General features: G+C 59.8%; 21 protein-coding genes. 11 read left to right on the top strand and 10 right to left on the bottom strand.

Features of this window, described 5'->3' with window-relative positions:
• Positions 1 to 74 precede the first annotated feature (74 nt).
• The 7 genes from E7738_RS22010 to E7738_RS21980 are packed head-to-tail and all read right to left on the bottom strand — an operon-like array spanning position 75 to position 6564.
• Complete coding sequence (locus tag E7738_RS22010) at positions 75 to 1409, bottom strand: M20 family metallopeptidase (protein WP_394516463.1); 1335 nt, start codon at positions 1407 to 1409, stop codon at positions 75 to 77.
• 3 nt (positions 1410 to 1412) lie between these two features.
• The gene (locus tag E7738_RS22005) at positions 1413 to 2357 is read right to left on the bottom strand and encodes an ABC transporter permease (protein ID WP_394516462.1); all 945 of its coding nucleotides are present in this window, start codon (positions 2355 to 2357) and stop codon (positions 1413 to 1415) included.
• Positions 2354 to 3295, bottom strand: a complete 942-nt coding sequence (locus E7738_RS22000; protein WP_031280098.1) for an ABC transporter permease — start codon at positions 3293 to 3295, stop codon at positions 2354 to 2356. Before E7738_RS22000 ends, E7738_RS22005 begins: the two co-directional genes overlap by 4 nt.
• Positions 3296 to 3306: 11 nt before the next feature.
• Complete coding sequence (locus E7738_RS21995; RefSeq protein WP_058758760.1) at positions 3307 to 4278, bottom strand: autoinducer 2 ABC transporter substrate-binding protein; 972 nt, start codon at positions 4276 to 4278, stop codon at positions 3307 to 3309.
• A 24-nt stretch (positions 4279 to 4302) separates the two neighbouring features.
• Positions 4303 to 5070 (bottom strand): ATP-binding cassette domain-containing protein, encoded by a 768-nt coding sequence (locus E7738_RS21990; RefSeq protein ID WP_058775029.1) that lies wholly within the window; start codon positions 5068 to 5070, stop codon positions 4303 to 4305.
• Complete coding sequence (locus E7738_RS21985; protein ID WP_159377741.1) at positions 5063 to 5719, bottom strand: TenA family protein; 657 nt, start codon at positions 5717 to 5719, stop codon at positions 5063 to 5065. The genes E7738_RS21990 and E7738_RS21985 overlap by 8 nt, the downstream gene beginning before the upstream one ends.
• Entirely contained in the window at positions 5719 to 6564 is an 846-nt protein-coding gene (locus E7738_RS21980; RefSeq protein WP_394516461.1) for a BtpA/SgcQ family protein, read from the bottom strand. Before E7738_RS21980 ends, E7738_RS21985 begins: the two co-directional genes overlap by 1 nt.
• A gap of 27 nt (positions 6565 to 6591) precedes the next feature.
• On the opposite strand from E7738_RS21980, the gene E7738_RS21975 reads away from it, so the two are divergent.
• Positions 6592 to 7455, top strand: coding sequence for a PfkB family carbohydrate kinase (locus E7738_RS21975; RefSeq protein ID WP_394516460.1), 864 nt, complete (start codon positions 6592 to 6594; stop codon positions 7453 to 7455).
• 35 nt (positions 7456 to 7490) lie between these two features.
• Here E7738_RS21975 and E7738_RS21970 read toward each other — a convergent pair whose 3' ends face one another.
• Positions 7491 to 8441, bottom strand: a complete 951-nt coding sequence (locus E7738_RS21970) for an ABC transporter substrate-binding protein (RefSeq protein ID WP_058770144.1) — start codon at positions 8439 to 8441, stop codon at positions 7491 to 7493.
• 340 nt (positions 8442 to 8781) lie between these two features.
• Between E7738_RS21970 and E7738_RS21965 the strand changes: the two genes are divergently transcribed.
• The 7 genes from E7738_RS21965 to E7738_RS21935 all read left to right on the top strand — a co-directional run bounded on the left by E7738_RS21965 (position 8782) and on the right by E7738_RS21935 (position 15956).
• Positions 8782 to 9819, top strand: a complete 1038-nt coding sequence (locus tag E7738_RS21965) for a LacI family DNA-binding transcriptional regulator (RefSeq protein WP_058775032.1) — start codon at positions 8782 to 8784, stop codon at positions 9817 to 9819.
• Positions 9820 to 10179: 360 nt separating this feature from the next.
• On the top strand, positions 10180 to 10926 hold the full coding sequence (locus tag E7738_RS21960) for an ATP-binding cassette domain-containing protein (RefSeq protein ID WP_021509459.1): 747 nt from the start codon (positions 10180 to 10182) through the stop codon (positions 10924 to 10926).
• Positions 10927 to 10944: 18 nt separating this feature from the next.
• A complete protein-coding gene (locus tag E7738_RS21955) occupies positions 10945 to 11946 on the top strand; it encodes an ABC transporter permease (protein WP_164861075.1) in 1002 nt (333 codons plus the stop codon).
• A gap of 3 nt (positions 11947 to 11949) precedes the next feature.
• Positions 11950 to 13029, top strand: a complete 1080-nt coding sequence (locus E7738_RS21950) for a phosphotriesterase family protein (protein WP_132463775.1) — start codon at positions 11950 to 11952, stop codon at positions 13027 to 13029.
• Positions 13030 to 13043: 14 nt separating this feature from the next.
• Positions 13044 to 13799: a glutamine amidotransferase gene (locus E7738_RS21945; protein ID WP_150360247.1), complete on the top strand. Its 756-nt coding sequence runs from the start codon at positions 13044 to 13046 to the stop codon at positions 13797 to 13799.
• Positions 13799 to 14914, top strand: a complete 1116-nt coding sequence (locus E7738_RS21940; protein ID WP_394516459.1) for a M20 family metallopeptidase — start codon at positions 13799 to 13801, stop codon at positions 14912 to 14914. Before E7738_RS21945 ends, E7738_RS21940 begins: the two co-directional genes overlap by 1 nt.
• Positions 14915 to 15056: 142 nt before the next feature.
• Positions 15057 to 15956, top strand: coding sequence for a LysR family transcriptional regulator (locus E7738_RS21935; protein ID WP_058775038.1), 900 nt, complete (start codon positions 15057 to 15059; stop codon positions 15954 to 15956).
• Here E7738_RS21935 and E7738_RS21930 read toward each other — a convergent pair.
• Positions 15953 to 17248, bottom strand: coding sequence for an MFS transporter (locus E7738_RS21930; RefSeq protein WP_021509465.1), 1296 nt, complete (start codon positions 17246 to 17248; stop codon positions 15953 to 15955). The genes E7738_RS21935 and E7738_RS21930 overlap by 4 nt on opposite strands.
• 348 nt (positions 17249 to 17596) lie before the next feature.
• Here E7738_RS21930 and E7738_RS21925 point away from each other — a divergent pair, with 348 nt between their 5' ends.
• The 3 genes from E7738_RS21925 (at position 17597) to arsC (ending at position 19749) form a co-directional block, all read left to right on the top strand.
• A complete protein-coding gene (locus E7738_RS21925) occupies positions 17597 to 17950 on the top strand; it encodes a metalloregulator ArsR/SmtB family transcription factor (RefSeq protein WP_021509466.1) in 354 nt (117 codons plus the stop codon).
• A 69-nt stretch (positions 17951 to 18019) separates the two neighbouring features.
• Complete coding sequence (locus E7738_RS21920; protein ID WP_394516458.1) at positions 18020 to 19303, top strand: arsenic transporter; 1284 nt, start codon at positions 18020 to 18022, stop codon at positions 19301 to 19303.
• A gap of 17 nt (positions 19304 to 19320) precedes the next feature.
• Entirely contained in the window at positions 19321 to 19749 is a 429-nt protein-coding gene (gene arsC, locus E7738_RS21915) for an arsenate reductase (glutaredoxin) (RefSeq protein WP_394516457.1), read from the top strand.
• Here arsC and E7738_RS21910 read toward each other — a convergent pair.
• Positions 19746 to 20171 (bottom strand): thiol-disulfide oxidoreductase DCC family protein, encoded by a 426-nt coding sequence (locus E7738_RS21910; protein WP_215481354.1) that lies wholly within the window; start codon positions 20169 to 20171, stop codon positions 19746 to 19748. The two genes, arsC and E7738_RS21910, sit on opposite strands and share 4 nt — an antisense overlap.
• Positions 20172 to 20228: the final 57 nt, after the last annotated feature.

The following is a 20228-nucleotide window of genomic DNA, read 5'->3' as shown; positions in this document are numbered from 1 at the left end:
CTGCTCAGTGACAGAATGCGCTAACGCATGACGCCGGCCCTCTGCGGCCAGCGTCACTGCGCTGGTTAATGCTCTCAGCGCCCCGCTTCCTGAGTCAGCCCGCACCAGTGCACCAGCGTCAGCGCAATGGCTTTGGTACAGGCCACCAGATCGGCAATCGGCACATGTTCGTTAGGCTGATGCGACAGCGCCGGATCGCCGGGACCAAAGTTGACCGTCGGCGTCTGGCCCAGCGTGCTGGGCAGGCCAATGTCGCTGTGGGCACCAAAGCCGGCCAGCTGCGGGCTCAGTGCCGCGTCACTCACGCCCTGCTGAAAAGCGCTGACAAAAGGATGATCGGCCGGGATCTCGGCGCAGTCGGCGTCCAGTATCCACTCCACGCGCGCCGGATGCTTTGCCAGATAGGGATCCAGCGCGCACACCTTCGTCACGTGCGCCTCAATCTCCTGTTTTACCTTACCGCCCAGCCCCATCTCATCCTTTTCTGCCGGCAGATACTGCACGTCTATGACGATTTCGGCGCGGCCGGCAATCGACGCCGGATGCTCGCCCACTTTCAGCTGCGTCACGATAATCTGGTTGGGCAGATCCATAAGTGGATGATTTTTATCCGGCTGCGTCTGCCAGCGGCGGTTCAGCACATCGAGCCCGTCCAGCATCTGGCGACACAACATCACGGCATCAACCGGACCGCTGCTGTCCCAGCTATTCGGCGTTAATTCCGCATGTCCGCCGATGCCATCAAGGATGATGCGCGCCCACAAAATGCCGTGGCAAATCGGCGCGATGCGGTTGGCAGTGGGCTCCGTCATGATACCGGCATCGGCTTTGAAGCCGCGATCCACCATTGCCAGCGAGCCCATGCCGCCGATCTCTTCATCCACTACCGTAGTGAACACCACGTCGCCGGCCAGCTGCACGTTGAGCTCCTGCAGCAGCTCCACCGCCATCAGCATGCAGGCCACGCCGCCTTTCATATCGACCGCGCCGCGACCATACACCGCCTCGTTGCGGATCTCCGGCACAAATGGATCGCTGTGCCAGTGCTCAGCCGGACCCGGTGGTACCACGTCAATATGGCCGGTAAGCATCAGCGACCTGCCGCCACCGGATCCGCTCAGGGTGCCGCCCAGATTGGGACGGCCCTCAAAGGTGCGGCCTTTATTGGCGCCCGGACGGCCCTGATACTTCTGGTACAGCGCCGGGCCATCCGGATCCCACAGATCGGTGTCCATGCCCAGCGCCATCAGCCGCTGCTGCAGATAGCGCTGGCAGTCGCGCTCGCCTGGCCCGGCCTCGCGCGGATCGACTTTCACCACCGAGGGAAATGCCAGCAGGTCGCATAATGTCTGCGCGATACGCTGCGCGCTGGCATCGACGTGTGCGCTAATTTTTTCAGTCAGACTCATGTGTTATCTCCGATAGATAAAAAGTCGTTGTGCCATTAACACTATGATTAACAGCATGCCCACCACGCCCAGTTGCCACACGCTGTTCAGCCCCAGCTGCAACATGCAGGTTTTGAGGGTGACCAGCATCAGCGCGGCGGCGAGAACGCCGATGACACTGCCGCGCCCGCCAAAGATCGCCACGCCACCCAGCAGCGCGGCAGTCAGCGACTCCAGCTCAAGATTGACGCCGATTTCCGGACGGGCGCTGCCGAGCCAGCACAGGGAAATAAAGCCGGCGCAGCCCGCCAGCGCGCCGCTCAGGCAGTAAACCAGCAGCCGCAGGCGATCGACCGGAATGCCCACCAGCCGCGTGGCGTGCTCATTGAAGCCGCAGGCGTAGATCCATTTGCCCCACGCGCTGTTGCTGAGGATCAGCCACGCCAGCAGAAACGCCGGGATGACACAGGTTAAGAAAGGCAAGGGAACGGACAGCATGGCCGCCCGGCCCCACTGCGTCAGCAGCGGCGGCACGCCGGCCAGCGCCGCGCCACCGGTTAATGCCAGCGCCAGGCCGGAAAACAGATAAAAACTGCCCAGCGTAACGATCAGCGGCCAGAGGCGTAAGCGCGCCACCAGCAGGCCGTTCAGCGCGCCGGCCAGGCTACCGCTTAGCAGGCAAATTAGCGGCAGCCAGCCGGGCGCAATACCCTGATCGAGTGCCAGCATGCCGATGACCGCCGAGAGCGAAACGTTACCGCCAACCGACAAATCAATGCCGCCGCCGCCAGTCATCACCACCAGCGACTGCCCGAGCGCCACCAGCGACAGCAGCGTGGCAAACTGCAGGATGGAGGTCAGCGACCATGCCGCCAGCATCTGCGGCAGCACAAACGCGATGGCGCCCAGCAGCAACAGCCACAGCGCCAGCAGCAGCGTCAGATCGTGGGCTTTGCGCCACAGTTTCATGCCAGCCTCCTTAGCGATAACAGCCGCCCACTGGCTGCTTCACTGCTCAGCACCAGCAACAGCACCGCCCCGGTGACCACGGTTTGCCACAGCGAGGGCACGCCAATCAGCAGCAGGCCATTTTGCAGAATGCGCAACAGCAGCACGCCGAGCAGCGTGCCGAGCAGACTGCAGGAGCCGCCGGTAATGCGCGTGCCGCCCAGCACCACCGCGGCAATCGCCTCCAGTGCCAGCGTGCCGCCGACGGTCATCTCCACGTTACGATAGGTGGCGATGTAGCAGGTGGCGGCCAGGCCGCACAGCACGCCGCTGAGGGCAAAGGTCGCAACACGCACCCGGGTCACCGGAATGCCCGCCAGCCGCGCTTTTTCTTCGGAGTTGCCGGCGGCCAGCAGCCATAACCCGTACGGCGTATGGCGCAGCGCCAGCCACACCAGCGCCCAGGCCGCGATAATCAGCCAGGCCATCAGCGGCAGTCCCAGCAGCGGCCGCATCAGCGCATGCGTCAGATCGCCTGGCAGACCGGAAAGCCACTGCCCGCCCAGCAGCACAAACAGCGCCGTGCGCCAGACGCCGAACAGCCCCAGCGTGCCAACAATCGCCGGAATGCGGCCAATCACCACTACCAGCGCGGTGATCAGCCCTGCCAGCAGGCCAATAAGCGGTCCGGCCAGCGCCGCCAGCAGCGGGGATTGCAGCATCAGCAGTTGTCCGACGCCCCACGCGGCCACGCCCATCACTACGCCCACCGACACATCGACGCCGCCCATGGCGATCACCAGCGTCATACCCAGCGCGATCAACAGCAGTTCGCTGCTGTTGCGCAGAATGGTTAGCAGGTTGTCAGCGGTAGCAAACCACGGCGAAAACCACGTAAAGCAGGCGCCAGCCAGCACGGCGATCGCCAGCAGGACGATTTCCCGCGAAGTCATATGCATCACAGGCCTCGTCAGAATTTGAACTGGTCGACGTTATCTTTGGTGAACACCGCCGGCTTGCCGAGCAGCAGCACACCGGTTTTGCTGTCAAAGGTCACCGGTTGGGCAAAGCCGGGAACGTGATTTTCGGCGGCAAACGCTTTCCCGTCGATCAGCTGTTTGCCCGCCCACACCGTCAGATAGCCAAGCTTTTCCGGGTCCCACAGCACGGTGTAGCCAAACGCCCCGCTTTTCAGGTAGGCGCGCGCGGTGTTCGGGCTGCAGAAACCGCTGCCAATCACCTTGCCGTTTTTGCCGGCGGTTTCGATGGCCTGCGCCACGCCCGGACAGGTTGTGGAGGCCATGGCAATCACCCCTTTCAGATCGGGGTTAGCGGACATCAAATCGGTGGTGATTTGCGCCGCGCGGCTGGCGGAGCCGCCGGCGTACTGAGGTTTGAGCAGCGTAATGTGCGGATATTTGCTTTTCACCCGCTGCTGCATAAAGCCAATCCAGCTGTTGAGGTTAGACGCGGTGGCTTCGCCGGAGACGATGCCAATTTTGCCGCGCTCGCCGACGCGTTTGACCATCTCATCGATCACCGTATCGCCCAGTCCCTCATCGGTGGCCTGCGCCACATAGACCGGCCGCCCGCTGTCGGGTGCATCGCTGTCGCTGGTGAACAGATGCACATTACTCGCCTGCGCCTGCGCCATCACCGGCGCAATACTGGAGGCATCCAGCACGCTGATGCCAATCGCATTGACCTTCTGCGCAATCAGGTTCTGCACGATCTGCAGCTGATCCATCGGGTTGGTATCTACCGGACCGCTGTAGACAAACTCCACGCCGAGATCGTGCGCGGCGCGCTTGCCGCCCGCCTCCATCGCCTGAAAATAGGGAATACCGATGATTTGCGGCACGAAGGCCACCTTTTGTGCCGCGAAGGCGTAACCCGATACCAGCAGCGACAGCGAACAAACAGCAGTAGCAATGCGATGCATGATGATTTCCCCTGGTGTGAGTGCTTAGGTGTTTTCGAAAATGCGCGCATCAGGATGCGCACCGGTAATGAGTGCAACAATTTCGTCTGGCGTGGTGTCCGCGTGACGGCGCTCGGCGATTTTGCGGCCGCGACGAAACACCACCATGCGATCGGCCACGGCAAACACATCGCTGATGTTGTGGCTGATCAGCACCACGGCGCAGCCGCGTTCCGCCAGGCGGCGCGTCAGCTGCAGGACTTTCTGCGTCTCCGCGACCGCCAGCGCGGCGGTGGGTTCATCCATGATCACCAGCTGCGCGTTGAGATTGAGTGCGCGACAGATTGCCACCGCCTGGCGCTGGCCGCCGGACAGACTGCCGACCGCCGCTTCGGCATCGGAAATGTGCGCATCGAGCTCGGTCAGCAGTTGATCCACCGTTTCACGCATCGCGCGGCGGCGCAGAAAAGGGATGCCGAGCACGCGGCGCTTCAGCTCGCGGCCAAGAAACACGTTCTCGGCGATCGACAGATTCTCTGCCAGCGCCAGCTCCTGATAGATGGTGGCAATACCGTGCTCGGCGGCCTGGCGCGGCGAGGTGAATTTCACCGCCCTGCCGTCTACCCACAGCTCGCCATCACTGGCGCTGTACGCGCCGGATAACACTTTGGTAAAGGTCGATTTGCCCGCGCCGTTGTCTCCCAGCAGCGCCAGCACTTCACCGCGATGGATCGACAGATTGACCTGGCTAAGCGCCGTTAACGCGCCGAAGCGTTTGCCAATGTTGCGCGCTTCGATGAAACAGCTAGTCATGGGCGCTCTCCGGGTAAGCCGCGCTGTGGAAATCGATCTCCCACTGCAGCACGCGGGCGTAAAGCTGCGATAGCTGCGCCTGTTGCGCCGCGCTGAGCGTCAGTGCGCACTGGTCCAGCTCGGTTTTCAGCCACTGCGCCTGCTGATGGAACTCGTCTTCGGCATGCATCTCTACCCAGCGGCGTACGTCAGCGTCCTGCTGCGATTGCGCGCTGACGCGCAGGCACCAGTGGTAATACATCCACTCGGCACCGAACATCAGGGTGATGATTTCCGCATAGCTGCCCTGCTGCGCGACTTTCAGCATGCCATCGCGGAATGCGCTGACGCCGGGCAGATCGTCCGGATAATCCGCTGGCTGAATGCCGCGCCGCGCCAGCACCGCCTCAAACCAGGCGATTTGCGTATCCACCAGCGCATTGAGCACGCCAATCAGCCAGCGCTGCTGACGAATGCCCGGCGCCTTGCTCACCGCCAGCGCAAAAATAGCGATGGCGGTGGCGACGAAGTTACCCTCAAACACCAGATAACGATTAAACACGCTGTCCGGCAACCGATCGTGCTCAATGTCGACGACAAAGCGGTGCTGCTGCATCGCCTGCCATAGCGCCTGATGCTGCGTCAGCAGCCGATCGCTGAAGCTTTCCATCACGCCTCCTCCAGCGCGGCCTGCGCCACCGCCATGAAGTGCTTCACGCGCGCCAGTTCCACCGGGTTCCACCACACGCCATCGACTTTCAGCGTGCTGGCAACAATCACCCCCTGCGTGCGGCCAAGGATCTGGCAGACGTTGTCCGGCGTCACGCCTGAGCCCACCAGCAGCGGCAAGGCAGTTGCGGCGCGGATTTCGTCGATCTCACTCAGCGTGGCGCTGTCGCCGGTGCGCTGGCCGGTGGCGATCACCGCATCAGCTTCGAAGAAGTCGACGTCACGCGTCAGCTCCTGAATCGAGCGGTCGGCGACAATCGCGTGGCTGCCGTGTTTAACATGGCTATCGGCAAATACGCGGATGTGATCGGCCCGCAGCTGATTGCGATAGCGCAGCGCTTTAGCGGCTGCCCCTTCGATAAAACCTTCATTGGCGATATAGGCATTGGCCCACTGGTTAACGCGCACAAAATCTGCCCCGCCGGCTAATGCCGTGGCAATCGCCGGGATTGCCGCATTGGCCAGCACGTTAATACCCAGCGGTGCCGCAAAACGCTCGCGAATTTTATCGGTGATCACCGCCATAAATGCCGCCGTTTCCGGACCAATATCGTCGGGCTTGGCAAAGGGAATATCGCCATGATTCTCAATGATTAAACCGTGCACGCCGCCAGCCAGATAATTATCCGCATCGCGCAGGGCGCAATCGATAATTTCATTCACCGGTTTACCACGATATTTCGGCGAGCCGGGAAAAGCATCACAGTGAATAACACCAATCACCGCTTTAGGGCGTGAAAAAACATCTTGTATCGCGTTAATTTTTTCTGCTGATATAGAAGCCATCTCTTTCACCTTATTAACGAGAAAACTATGCGTGTCTATGTTGCAGGCAATATTGTGGTGGATGAAACCTGGTCCATCGATCAACTCCCTGAAAAAGGCGCCTCAATTCATGGCAAAAAAATTGCGCAGGATATCGGTGGCAAAGGCGCCAATCAGGCAATCATACTTTCGCGTTGCGGCATCGATACGCGCTTAATTAGCGCCACCGGCGATGATATTAACGGCCAGTGGATCCGCGAACGCATCCGGCACGAGAAATTAACCTTACTGCCGCCTCAGTTTTTGTCTGCTCACAGTGACACCTCAATTATTTTTAATAGCAGCGATGGCGATAATGCCATTATTACTACCACCGCCGCGGCCGATGCGCTGGCAGCGGATATTATCCTGGCTTACTTAGCCGATGCCGCTGCCGGCGATATTCTGCTGCAGCAGGGCAATTTTTCTGCGGATAAAACCCGCCGGTTATTTAGCTGGGCAAAAGCGCACGGCTTAATCACGGTATTTAATCCTTCACCGGTCAATCCGGACTTCGCCGATCTCTGGCCATTGATTGACATCGCGGTAGTCAATCAACCGGAAGCCGATCTGCTGCAACCCGCCGGCGTTAACACACTGGTGATTACCCAGGGTGCTGCCGGTGCGCTGCTGATACGCGGCAATCAGCGCGTGTACTGCCCGGCGATTAACGTCGCGGCCGTCGATACCACCGGCGCCGGCGACACCTTCCTCGCCGTGCTGCTGGCGTCTGCCCTGCTGCGCGGCGTCGCGCCCGACCTGCTGGCGCTGCAGCATGCCAGCGCGGCGGCGGCGATCACCGTCAGTCGCACTGGCACGCTGAACGCGTTTCCCGATGCTGATGAATTACAACGTATTCTGGCGCAGCGCTAAGCCTGGGCGCAGACGTTCGCGTCTGCGCCTGGCGGTTACTTAAACAGCGAACGGTAGCTGTCGACGTTGGCTTTGGTCACCACCGTGGCCGGAACCAGAATGGTTTTGCTCACGGTTTTACCGGCCGTCAGGCTATTCAGCGCTTTCAGTGCTTCTTCACCCATTTTCTTCGGATCCTGCTGCAGCACGGCGGTAACGTAGCCACCGTCAATGCCGCTGATGGCTTTTGCCGTCAGATCCCAGCCGAATACCTTGATGTCCTTCTGCCGCCCCTGGTTTTCTACTGCGGCAATGGCACCCAGCAGCGCCGGCTCGCCGGTGGCATAGATCGCGGTGAGATCCGGGTTGCCGGTAATCAGGTTTTCGGCAGCGGTCATGGCGTTGTCCTGAATATTCTGGCCATCGACCACATCGGCGACCGTTATCTGGCTGTTGCTTTTAATCGTCTCTTCAAAACCTTTCTGACGCTGGTTTTGGATGGCCGAATTGAGCGCGCCGACAATTCCCAGTCGCGCTTTGCCGCCCATCTCTTTCGCAACATAATCGACAAAGTATTTACCGAGGATTTTTCCACCTTCGAGATTATCTACACCCACCTGCGCTGCCTGTGGACCGGCAGGCAATACGGCATCAATCGCAATCACCGGAATATTCGCCGCTGCGGCTTCTTTTATCGCTGGCATAATACCGTTGACATCGATCGCATCCACCAGAATGCCTTTCACTCCCTGCTGAATATAGTTTTCAATCGCATCGTTTTGCGCCACGGGATTATCGTTGGCGTTATAAATCACCAGCTGTTTACCGCTGGCTTTGGCCGCTTCCTGTGCGCCCTGATTCATCAGGTTAAAAAACAGCGCCTGCTGATTAATCTGGACTAACGCATAAGTGGGTGCGGCTTGCGCCTGAATGAATAACGAACCTGCGGCGAGTAAACCACTCGCAATGAACAGTGAACGCAGTTTTCCGCTGAAAGATGACATCATTGAGTTCCTCGTCGGGAATAATAATAACCAGCGCTTCTCAGCGACGTACCGCTGAGCGTTTTTTTTGGCAGGTAAATATCAGTTCAATGATTCTGAGCACGGCGATAATGCCGTGTTTTGATGCCGCCGGCGTCGTCTTTTTCGGCATCCCATCCACTGGGAGTGCGGCGTGAAAAAAACAATGTCGGGTTGGGAAGTTAATCCCGGTACTGCGGTAAACGCTTTATACAATTCGCCCGACGAATTTTTTTGTCAAGTGTTTATTTCTCCAGCAATGTAATCGGGAAAGCGCTGTATTAGTCGCGCTTAACTGTGTTACAGATAAGCCACCCCGGCAAACATGGCGAAATGGATGAGTACAAAACGCGTGTTGTTATCTGACGTGGCAAAGCTGGCTGGCCTGTCAAAAGCCACGGTGTCACGCTATCTGAATCACAGTATTGTGCTGCCGCAGGACACCGTTGACCGCATTGAAAGCGCGATCCGCACGCTGGACTATCGCGGTAATTCTCTTGCGCGGCGTTTAAGCAAAGGCGGCAGCGAAACTCTGGGCCTGGTGCTGCCGGATATCACTAACCCGTTTTTTGCCGAACTGGCGGATGCCGCCGAAGAAGCGGCGTCGGCACACGGTTACAGTCTGGTGCTGTGCATCACGCGCAACAATCCGGACAAAGAGGCGCAGTTTATCCGCTGGCTGGATACGCGCCAGGTAGATGGCCTGCTGTTCACCACCAACCGGCCGGACAACGGCCTGCTGCGCGACGAGATCCAGCGCCAGCGCCATGTCGTGCTGCTGGATGAAGACATTCCCGGCAGTAACGTGCCGAAGGTCTTTGCAGATAACGTGCAGGGTGGCCGCATGGCCACCGAGCAGCTGATCGCCGCCGGGCACACGCAGATTGCGTTTATCGGCGGCCCGGAGCAGCTGATGAGCGTGCGCGAACGCTATCTTGGCTTTTGCACCGCGATGCAGCAGGCCGGTTTAACCGTACCGCCGCAATGGGTGATGTATGGCAACTACGAACGCGAATTTGGTCAGCAGGCGTTGCAGCACCTGTTCCGCTGCACGCCGCGCCCTAGCGCCGTGTTCGCCGCCAGTGACTATCTGGTGCTGGGACTGCTCGACGGTCTGCGCGCCATCGGCCTGCAGGCACCGGCGGCGCTATCGCTGGTCGGCTTCGATGATGCCAACTACAGCGATCTGACCCAGCCGCGCATCTCCACCATCCGCCAGCCAGCGCGCCAGCTGGGCCACACGGCGGTGAGCATCATGCTGCGCCTGCTCAACAACGACAGCAGCATCCCGATGGAGACACGTTTACCGGTGGAATGGATTGGTCGCGATTCGGTGGGATTTGTTAGCGATGTCCCAAAATGAGGCAAAACTGCACAATTATGGCGCAAAAAGTGAGCGATTTTTTCCGTTAGCGGTATAGTGAGTAAACCGGTTTACTTGCTGATTACATAACATACGATGTATTACAACAAGTTAGCCGCGAGTGCAGTGCCTGTTATTCAGGCTGGCATGGATGCTGCAATGTCATACCTGGCGAGTAAATATCATTGTAGCGTTTACCCTGTTGCTGTGAATTAAGGGTTTATCTGACAGGTAAACCGGTTTACTAGATTGTAAATCGTGTCAGATAGCCTCTTTTTCCCGACCGGCTAAACATTTCCCACAGGCGTTGATGGGAGTGATCCAATGCAGCAATTACAAGCTCTTCCGGCCCGGGTGGAGATGATTAACATCACCAAAACCTACGGCTCAATTCGTTCTCTGCGCGGCGTCAATCTGCAGCTGGCCCCCGGTGAAGTGCTCGGTCTGGTGGGCGACAACGGTGCCGGCAAATCGACGCTGACCAAAGTGCTGTCCGGCGCGGTGATCCCTACCAGCGGCGCGATCCGCATTGATGGCGAACAGCAGCACTTCAGCAATCCGGCGGATTCGCGCCGTTGCCATATCGAAATGGTTTATCAGGATCTTTCGCTGTGCGACACGGTCGACGTGGCCGGTAACCTGTTCATGGGCCGCGAACCGACCAGACGCATCCTCGGCGTGCCGTTTCTCGATCAGGCCACAATGCATGCGCAGGCACGTGAGATGCTGAAAGGCCTCGGCATCTCGATTCCCGATACCCGTCTGCTGGTGCGTAATCTCTCCGGTGGGCAGCGTCAGGCGATTGCTATCGCCCGTGCCGCCGCTTTCGATCCTAAAGTGCTGATTATGGATGAACCCACTGCCGCGCTGGCGGTGGCGGAAGTCGAGGCGGTGCTGGAGCTGATTCGTCGCGTGTCGGCGCGCGGCGTCAGCGTGATCCTCATCACCCATCGGCTGCAGGATCTGTTCCTGGTGTGCGATCGCATCATGGTGATGTACGAGGGCACTAACGTGGCCGATCGCCGCGTGGCGGACACCAGCCTGAGCGATATCGTCAACCTGATCGTGGGTGAGAAATTTACCGCGCAGTCCGCGGCAGCACACTGAGGTAACAGGATGAGCATCATGAATTTAGGCAGTTCACGCATGATCCAGCACTCTCTGCCGCGCCGCTTGTTGCATAACCATTCGGGTGTGGTGAGCATCGCGCTGTTTTTTGTCTTTTGCTGCGTGGTGTTTTCGCTGATCACCAGCAACTTTCTTACCAGTACCAACTGGTTGAATATCATCCGGCAAAGCGCGCCGCTGCTGATCGTCGCCACCGCAATGACGCTGGTGATTACTACCGGCGGCATCGATTTGTCGGTCGGCTCGACGCTGGCGCTGGTGGGCGCGCTGTCGGCCATTGCGCTCAATAACTGGGGCTTGCCGTGGCCGGTGGTGCTGATTGGCGGGCTGCTGCTCGGTGCGCTGGTGGGCGCCATCAACGGCTTCTTTATCGCCTGGGAAGGGATACCGGCATTTATCGTCACGCTGGCCACGCTGGCGGTGGTGCGCGGCATTGCGCTGCTGGTGACGCAGGGCTATTCGATCCCGGTGCCGGCTGACAGCCTGTTCACCTTTATGGGTCGCGCCTGGGTGCTGGGGATTCCTATGCCGGCGCTGATCGGCATCGTGGTGTTGCTGGCCGGTCACATTGTGCTTAATCACCTGCGCTTTGGCCGCTACGTCACCGCCATCGGTGCCAACGCGGAAGGTGCACGCCGCAGCGGTATCAATACCAAAGCGGTGACCATGAAAGTGTACATTCTTAGCGGCATGGCGGCGGCGCTGGCTGGCATGATCATCACCGCGCGCCTCGGCAGCGGCTCCTCTAACCAGGGCGAAGGTTTTGAACTGCAGGTGATTGCGGCGGTAGTGCTGGGCAGTACCAGCCTGTTTGGCGGCTTTGGAACCGTGATCGGTACGCTGCTCGGCGCGCTGTCGATTGCCATCATCCAGAACGGCCTGATTTTGTCGCATATCTCGCCGTTTTATACCCAAATCGCCACCGGCACCATCATTCTGCTCGCCATCTGGCTCAACACCCGCATTCTCAACCCGAGCCGCGCGCCCGCCAAAGGATAGCCCATGAAAGGATCAATTTTTCGCCATGCGGATCCGTTGCCGCTCGGCGTCAGCAGCGGTCAGGTCATGACGGTACTCGGTCCGCTGCCGGTGGCGGAGATGGGCGTCACGCTGATGCACGAGCACATTTTACTGGATGCCTCCGGTAAATGGGTGCCGCCCTGCTGCTGTAGCGACCGCCACATTGCTGAAATGCCGGTGCGCATCGAGAACCTCGGCGAGCTGTCGCTTAACCCGCTGATGAGTCGCGACAACTGCCAGCTGTTTGACGTCGACACCGCAATTGACGAGCTGATGAAATACCGCGCGCTGGGCGGCGAAACGGTGATCGATCCGACCAATATCGGCATCGGCCGCGATGGTAAAGCGCTGCAGCGCATCGCCCGTCTCACCGGCCTGAATATTGTGATGGGCACCGGCCTGTATCTGGAGCCGTCGCATCCGGAGTGGGTAAAAACCATCAGCGTGGAACAGCTGACCGACAAGCTGATTTACGACCTCGGCGGACTGCCGGAGAAGCCGGAGGTGCTGGCCGGGCTGATCGGTGAAATCGGCATCTCCAGCCGCTTCACGCCCGATGAAGAAAAATCGCTGCGTGCCGCCGGACGCGCCAGCGCGGCCACCGGCGTGCCGATTCAGGTGCATCTGCCGGGCTGGGAGCGGCTCGGCCATAAGGTGCTGGATATTCTGGCGCAGGAAGGTGCCGATCTGCGCCACACCGTACTGTGTCACATGAACCCCAGCTTTGCCGACAAAACCTACCAGCGCGAGCTGGCAGATCGCGGCGTGTTCCTCGAATACGACATGATCGGCATGAGCTACTACTACGCCGACGAATCGGCGCAGTCACCGTCCGATGAGGAGAACGCGCGCGCCATTTGCGCACTGATCGACGACGGTTATCTGCCGCAGATTTTGCTGTCGCAGGACGTGTTCCTGAAAACCATGCTGACGCGCTACGGCGGTCACGGCTATGGCTACATCCTCAAACATTTTGTGCCGCGCCTGAAACGTCATGGCGTCAGCGGCGAACAACTCGAAACCCTGATGATCACTAATCCGCAACGGGTGTTTGGCGGATAAACGGAGAAGTTGGCATGCAAAAGAACGTCTTGCTGGTCGGTGAATCCTGGACCAGTACCGCAACGCACGTAAAAGGCTTTGATCAGTTTGCTACCGCCACCTGGCACAGCGGTGCGGCGGATTTTCTTGCCGCGCTGCAGGAGAGCGCCTATGCCGTCACGCATATGCCGGCCCATGCCGCCGCCACTGATTTTCCGCAGACGCTGGAGGATTTGCAGCGCTGGGACGTGATTATTCTGTCCGATATCGGTGCCAATACCCTGCTGCTGCATCCGGACACCTGGCTGAAAAGCCGGCGCACGCCCAATCGCCTGGCGCTGATTCACGACTATGTTGCCGCGGGTGGCGCATTAATGATGGTAGGCGGCTATTACAGTTTTCAGGGGATTAACGGCGGCGCACGCTATCGCAATACGCTGGTGGAGAAAGTGCTGCCGGTGCGCTGTCTGGCCTGGGACGACCGTATCGAAACGCCGGAAGGCAGTTACGCTGAGGTGACAACGTCACACAAAGTGGTTGCCGATCTTCCCGGCGACTGGCCGTGGCTGCTCGGTTACAACGAAGTGGAGATGCAGCCGGAAGGCACGCTGCTGGCCACCGTGGCGGGCACCGGTCATCCGCTGCTGGCGGTGCGCGAATATCAGCAAGGCCGCTCGCTGGTGTGGACCAGTGACATGTCAGCCCACTGGCTGCCGGAAGAGTTCAGTCGCTGGCCGGGCTATCGCCAGCTGTGGATCAACTGCCTCGACTGGCTGACGGAGCGTGACTGATGCCAGCGCGCTCACTGCCTCTGGCGCAGCAGTTGCTGAGCTTTAACACCATCAATCCACCGGGCAATGAGCTGGCCTGTCTGCAATTCCTCGCCGCGTGGCTACAGAAGCAGGGCTTCGTGGTCGAACTGACGGGGTTTGGCGAGCAGCGCGCCAACCTGATCGCCCGCCTGCCGGGCCAGATGCCGGGCAAACCGCTGGCCTTTACCGGCCATCTGGACACCGTGCCGCTGGGTAATCAGCCGTGGCAGTTTGATCCGTTTGGTCACGACATTGATGGCGACCGGCTGTACGGGCGCGGCGCCAGCGATATGAAAGCGGCGTTCGCGGCGTTTGTGCTGGCCTGCGTGCAGCACAAAGCGGCGATTATGGCCGGGCGCGGCGTGGTGCTGCTGCTGACCGGCGGTGAAGAGACCGGCTGCCACGGTGCGCAGGCGCTGATCGCGGCCGGGCTGTTGCCTGAAGTTGGCGCGCTGATCGTGGGCGAGCCAACCGCCAACCAGCCGGTGATCGGCCACAAAGGCGCGCTGTGGCTGCGCTGCGAAACGCGTGGTAAAACCGCGCACGGAGCCATGCCGGAGCTGGGCATCAACGCCATCTACCTGGCGGCTGATGCGCTGGGTAAGATTCGTCACTTTTCACCGGGCGCGCCGCATCCGCTGATGAAACAGCCGACGCTGAACGTCGGCCGCATTGAGGGCGGCCTCAACATCAACTCGGTGCCGGACCGCGCCGCGTTTGATGTGGATATCCGCAGCGCACCCAACCTGCAACACGCGGTGATTCGCCAGCAACTGGCGACCTTTCTCGGTGACAGCGTGCACATCAGCACGCTGGTCGATCTGCCGGCGGTGCTGAGCCCGGAGCGGCACCAGTGGATTCAGTCGGTGTACCGTGCCTGCGAAGCCGTGACGCAGCAACCTGCGGAAGCGCGTATCGTGCCCTATTTTACCGATGCCTCGCTGCTGCTGCCGGCGCTCGGCGATCCGCCCTGCATTATTCTCGGTCCCGGTGAGCCGACGCAGGCGCACCAGACCGATGAATATTGCCTGGTGAGCCGTCTGAGCGAGGCTGAGCAGATTTACGGGCAGCTCATTGCTGACTGGATGCGCTGAGTGCCGCTGATGCGCTAAAAACGGATTTTTTCCCTCTGCGCCGCCGGAAACGCGCAGCAGCCTGTTACACTCGTCGGCTATAACAACTTTTTAACGTCAGCGGCGCAGTGTGCTGACGTTATTACGCAGGATAGTCGCGGTTATGCCCGTCAATTTTGACCTCAACGATCTCTACGCCTTCCGCGCGCTGGTGGAGTACGGCAACTTTCGTCTGGCGGCGGAGTCAATCTGCCTGTCGCAGTCAGCGCTCAGCCGCAGAATTGAGAAGCTGGAAGCGGCGCTCGGCACCCGGCTGTTTGACCGCACCACGCGGCGCGTCACGCTAACGCTGTATGGCCAGAACTTTGCTCAGCGCTCGGAGCAGCTGCTGGATAATGTCGAATCGATGCTGGCCGACGTCGAGCGCGCCAGCCAGGATCGCACCGGCCTGATCACCGTCGCTACCGTGCCCTCGGGCGCTTACTATTTTATGCCGGAGGTGATCCGCCGCTTTCAGGCGCGTTACCCGCGCGTGCGCATCAAGCTGATTGATAGCAGCGTCGGCAACGTGATGGATGCGGTGAGCAGCGGTCAGGCCGATTTCGGTATCTGTTTTGCGCGTAATCTACCGCCGGAGCTCACCTTCACGCCGCTGGTGGAAGATGTTTACGTCGCCGCCTGTCGCCACGATCATCCGCTGGCGACGCGCCAGCAGCTCAGCTGGCAGGAGTATTTTGCGCAGGATTATGTGGCGCTGGATAAAGTGTCCGGCAACCGCAATCTGCTGGACAGTGCGCTGGCGCATCTCACGCCCGCCCGGCAAAGTATCTGCGAAACGCGCCATGTCACGACGCTGCTGGGGATGGTAGAAGCGGGCATCGGCATTGCTGCCGTGCCCGCGATGTCGATGCCAGCGAACGGGCATCCGCTGCTGCGCCAGCTGGCGCTGACCGATCCGCAGGTCACCCGTTCGGTGGGATTAATTCGCCGCAGCGGACGTATGCAATCTTACGTCGCTGCGGAGCTGGAAAAGCTGATTATCGAACAGTCTCAGCACGCTTAACGCGCGGTTTGCAACGTCAGCGCGCGGCGGCGATACAGGTACAGCGTCGCCAGCAGCGCGCAAATCGCCGCAAAGCTCATCCAGTAACCCGGTGACGCTTTGTCGCCGGTGTATTCGATCAGCGCGGTAGACACCACCGGCGTGAAGCCGCCAAACAGCGCGGTTGCCAGGCTGTAGGCCAGCGAGAAACCGGCGACGCGCACTTCTGCCGGCATCACTTCAGTCAGCGCCGGGATCATCGCACCGTTATACAGGCCGTAAATAAACGACAGCCACAGCAGCACGCTCAGCATCATGCTGAAGGTCGGCGTCTGCGCCAGCAGCGTCAGTGCCGGATAGGCGGTCGCCAGCGCCAGCAGCGTCATCGCCAGCAGCACCGGTTTACGCCCAAAGCGGTCCGACAGCGCCCCGCCAATTGGCAGCCAGATAAAGTTGGAGATCGCCACCAGCAGCGTCACCAGCAGGCTGTCCGAGGCGCTCAGCATCAGCACTTTTTTGCCGAAGGTGGGCGCATAGACGGTAATGAGGTAGAACGCGGTGGTGGTCATCGCCACCATCAGCATCCCGGCAATCACCACCGGCCAGTTCTGTAACAGAGTACTAAATACCTGACGCATATCCAGATGATGACGGCGCGCGCTGAACTCCTGCGTCTCCTCCAGACGGCGGCGCAGAATAAAGATAAACGGCACGATCAGGCAGCCAAACAGGAACGGAATACGCCAGCCCCAGGCGCTGATGGCGCTCTGCTCCAGCGCGGCATTGAGCGCGAAGCCCATCGCGGCAGCGACCATGATGGCAACCTGCTGACTGCCGGATTGCCAGCTGGTGTAGAAACCTTTGCGCCCTGGCGTGGCAATCTCTGCCAGATAAACCGACACGCCACCCAGTTCAGCCCCGGCCGAGAAGCCCTGCAACAGACGACCAATCAGCACCAGCAGCGGCGCCCACAGGCCAATCGACTGGTACGACGGGATCAGCACGATCAGGAAGGTGCCCGCCGCCATGATCGACAGTGTGACGATCAGCCCTTTGCGCCGGCCAACCTTATCGATATAAGCGCCCAGCACAATCGCACCAATCGGCCGCATCAGGAAGCCGGCACCAAACACCGCAAAGGTCATCATCAGCGACGCGAATTCACTGCTGGCGGGGAAAAAGGTGTGCGCGATATAGGTGGCATAGAAACCGAACAGAAAGAAATCGAACTGTTCGAGGAAGTTGCCGGAGGTGACGCGGAAAATAGCGCCAACCCGGGCTCGGGTGGTCATCGGTAAGGCAGAGGAATGCATAAGTATCTCCAGTTTGTCCCTGGCGCTGTTATCAATCGCGCCTGCTTCGGAAGACTGGATCAGAACGTTAAGGTTAATAAGCGCAATAAACGCATGGCGTGATGCGTCTGACGCATTAATCGCTGCCGGCAACGGGCCGCCCTCAATATTAACAATGAGTTAACAAAGCCAGCCCCGTTTTTACTCCGCTCAGGCCCGCGGGCACCACAATACAGATTTGTGACCAGCTTCAAGCCGCCCACCGTGAGCCTGGCGCATCACAGAATTAACACATCTCTTTTTTCGCATATGTAGTTGACTTCATCACGTCGCCGCACCACACTGTCGGCTTTCCATTCAGGAGGGATTATGTCGCCGCTAACGCCACTGCAGCTGTTTAAAAACCTTTCCGACGAGACGCGTCTGACGCTGGTGCTGCTGCTGAAAGAACGCCAGGAGCTGTGCGTGTGCGAGCTGTCTGCCATCCTGCAACTGCCGCAGCCGAAGATTTCCCGCCATCTGGCGCTGTTACGCAACAGCGGTTTGCTGAGCGATCGTCGTGACGGCAAGTGGATCCACTATCGCCTTTCGCCGCATATGCCGGTGTGGGCAGCGACGGTGATCGAACAGGCATGGCAATGTCAGCGCGATGCGATCCATGCCCTGCTGCTGCCGGTGCAGCGCGACCAGCTGACCACCGATGGCCGGGCGGTGTGTCTGTAAAAAATTTTACCCTTACATATTCGATTTACCATATATGATACGAACACAACCTGACTTTCCGGAGGAAACATGTTACTGGCAGGGACTATTTTCGCCATTACTTTACTGCTGGTGATCTGGCAACCGCGCGGGCTGGGCATTGGCTGGAGCGCCAGCGCCGGCGCGCTTCTGGCGCTGCTGACGGGCGTGGTGCATCCCGGCGATATCCCGGCGGTGTGGCAGATTGTCTGGAACGCCACCGCCACCTTTATTGCGGTGATCATCATTAGCCTGCTGCTTGATGAGGCCGGCTTTTTTGCCTGGGCGGCGCTGCACGTGGCGCGCTGGGGCGGTGGCAGCGGTAAAAAATTGTTCTCCTTTATTATCCTGCTGGGTGCCGCAGTCGCCGCGCTGTTTGCCAATGACGGCGCCGCGCTGATTCTGACGCCTATCGTGATCGCGATGCTGCTGGCGCTGGGTTTCAGCCGGGGGGCCACGCTGGCGTTTGTCATGGCGGCCGGGTTTATCGCCGATACCGCCAGTCTGCCGCTGGTGGTATCCAATCTGGTTAACATCGTCACGGCCGACTATTTCCGGCTCGGCTTTGGCGATTACGCCTCAGTGATGGTGCCGGTCACGCTCGCGGCAGTACTGGCGACATTGCTGATGCTGCATCTGTTTTTCCGCAAAGAGCTACCGCTCAGCTATGATCGCGTCCGGCTGACGTCGCCTGCAGCGGCGATTCGGGATCGAGCTACTTTCCGCGCGGGATGGCTGGTGCTGCTCTTGTTGCTGGTCGGCTTTTTTGCCCTTGAGCCGCTGGGCGTACCGGTAAGTGCCGTGGCCGCCGCAGGTGCACTGATGCTGTGGCTGGTGGCGCGGCGGGGTCAGGTGATTGATACGCGTAAGGTGCTGCGCAGCGCGCCGTGGCAGATTGTGGTGTTTTCGCTCGGCATGTACCTGGTGGTGTATGGTTTGCGCAACGCCGGGCTGACCGTCTGGCTTACCGACTTGCTGAATAGTTTTTCTGCGACCGGCCTGTGGAGCGCAACGTTTGCCACGGGCTTCTTTAGCGCCCTGCTCTCCTCCATCATGAACAATATGCCGACGGTGCTGGTGGGCGCCCTGGCGATTGATGCCAGCACGGCGCAGGGCGTAGTGCGCGAGGCGATGATTTACGCCAACATTATCGGCTGCGATCTGGGTCCGAAAATCACGCCGATTGGCAGTCTGGCAACGCTGCTATGGCTGCACGTACTGGCGCAAAAAGAGATTCGCATCAGCTGGGGCTACTATTTTCGCGTCGGCATCACCCTGACGTTACCGGTGCTGGCCGTGACGCTGGCAGCGCTGGCGCTGCGCCTTTCCCTTTGACCGTTAAGAGACTGACAATGACTAACATTACCATCTATCACAACCCGGACTGCGGCACCTCGCGCAATACGCTGGCACTGATTCGCAACAGCGGCGTCGAGCCCACCATTGTGCTTTATCTGGTTACGCCGCCCACGCGTGAAACGTTGCAGCAATTGATCGACGCCATGGGAATTGGCCTGCGCGCGCTGGTGCGTCAAAACACCGACGCCTGGCAGGCGCTGGGGTCCGCACGTGAAACGCTGAGCGATGAGCAACTGCTGGATGCCATGCTGGCGCAGCCGATTCTCATCAACCGCCCGATAGTGGTGACGCCACTGGGAACGCGTCTGTGCCGTCCTTCTGAGCAGGTGCTGGATATCCTGCCCGATGCGCAGCGCGGTCCGTTTACTAAAGAGGATGGTGAGGTGGTGATTGATGCGCAGGGCCGGCGCGTCAGTCTTTAGTCGGTCAGAAATCGTCCGGGATAATCTGCTTCAATCGCGTGCACCTGGTCGTAACGGCCAAACAGGCGATAGCGATTGCGGGCAATCAGGTTGTAGATCAGATTAGTGAGCCCGTCCGGCAGATAACGCAGAACGCCGCAGACGCGCCACGGCCAGGGCAGCGAGTGCATAATGCGACAGATGGCCTGCGCGCGCAGCAAGTGCTGCCCATCGCGCAGTAACACTATGGTGCGGATGTTATCGTGCGGTAATCCGGCGTGCTGCAACAGCTGTTTGCCGCGCGCGCTCTGGATCGCCGCAAAGTGATAATCGCGCGGCAGACGGTGGCGCAGCAGAAAAATTACCCAGGCATTGCACAGCTTGCATTGTCCATCATAAAGGATGATCGGCTGGCCGGACTCGGGTTGCACAGATGATGACACCTGACCTCCGCATTGCAGATACAAAAAAACCGGTGAGGCGACACTCCCCACCGGTTC

Source organism: Pantoea sp. SGAir0430 (assembly GCF_043549295.1).
Note: the sequence above shows the minus strand (reverse complement) of the source record. Positions and strands in the feature narration are given on the sequence as shown.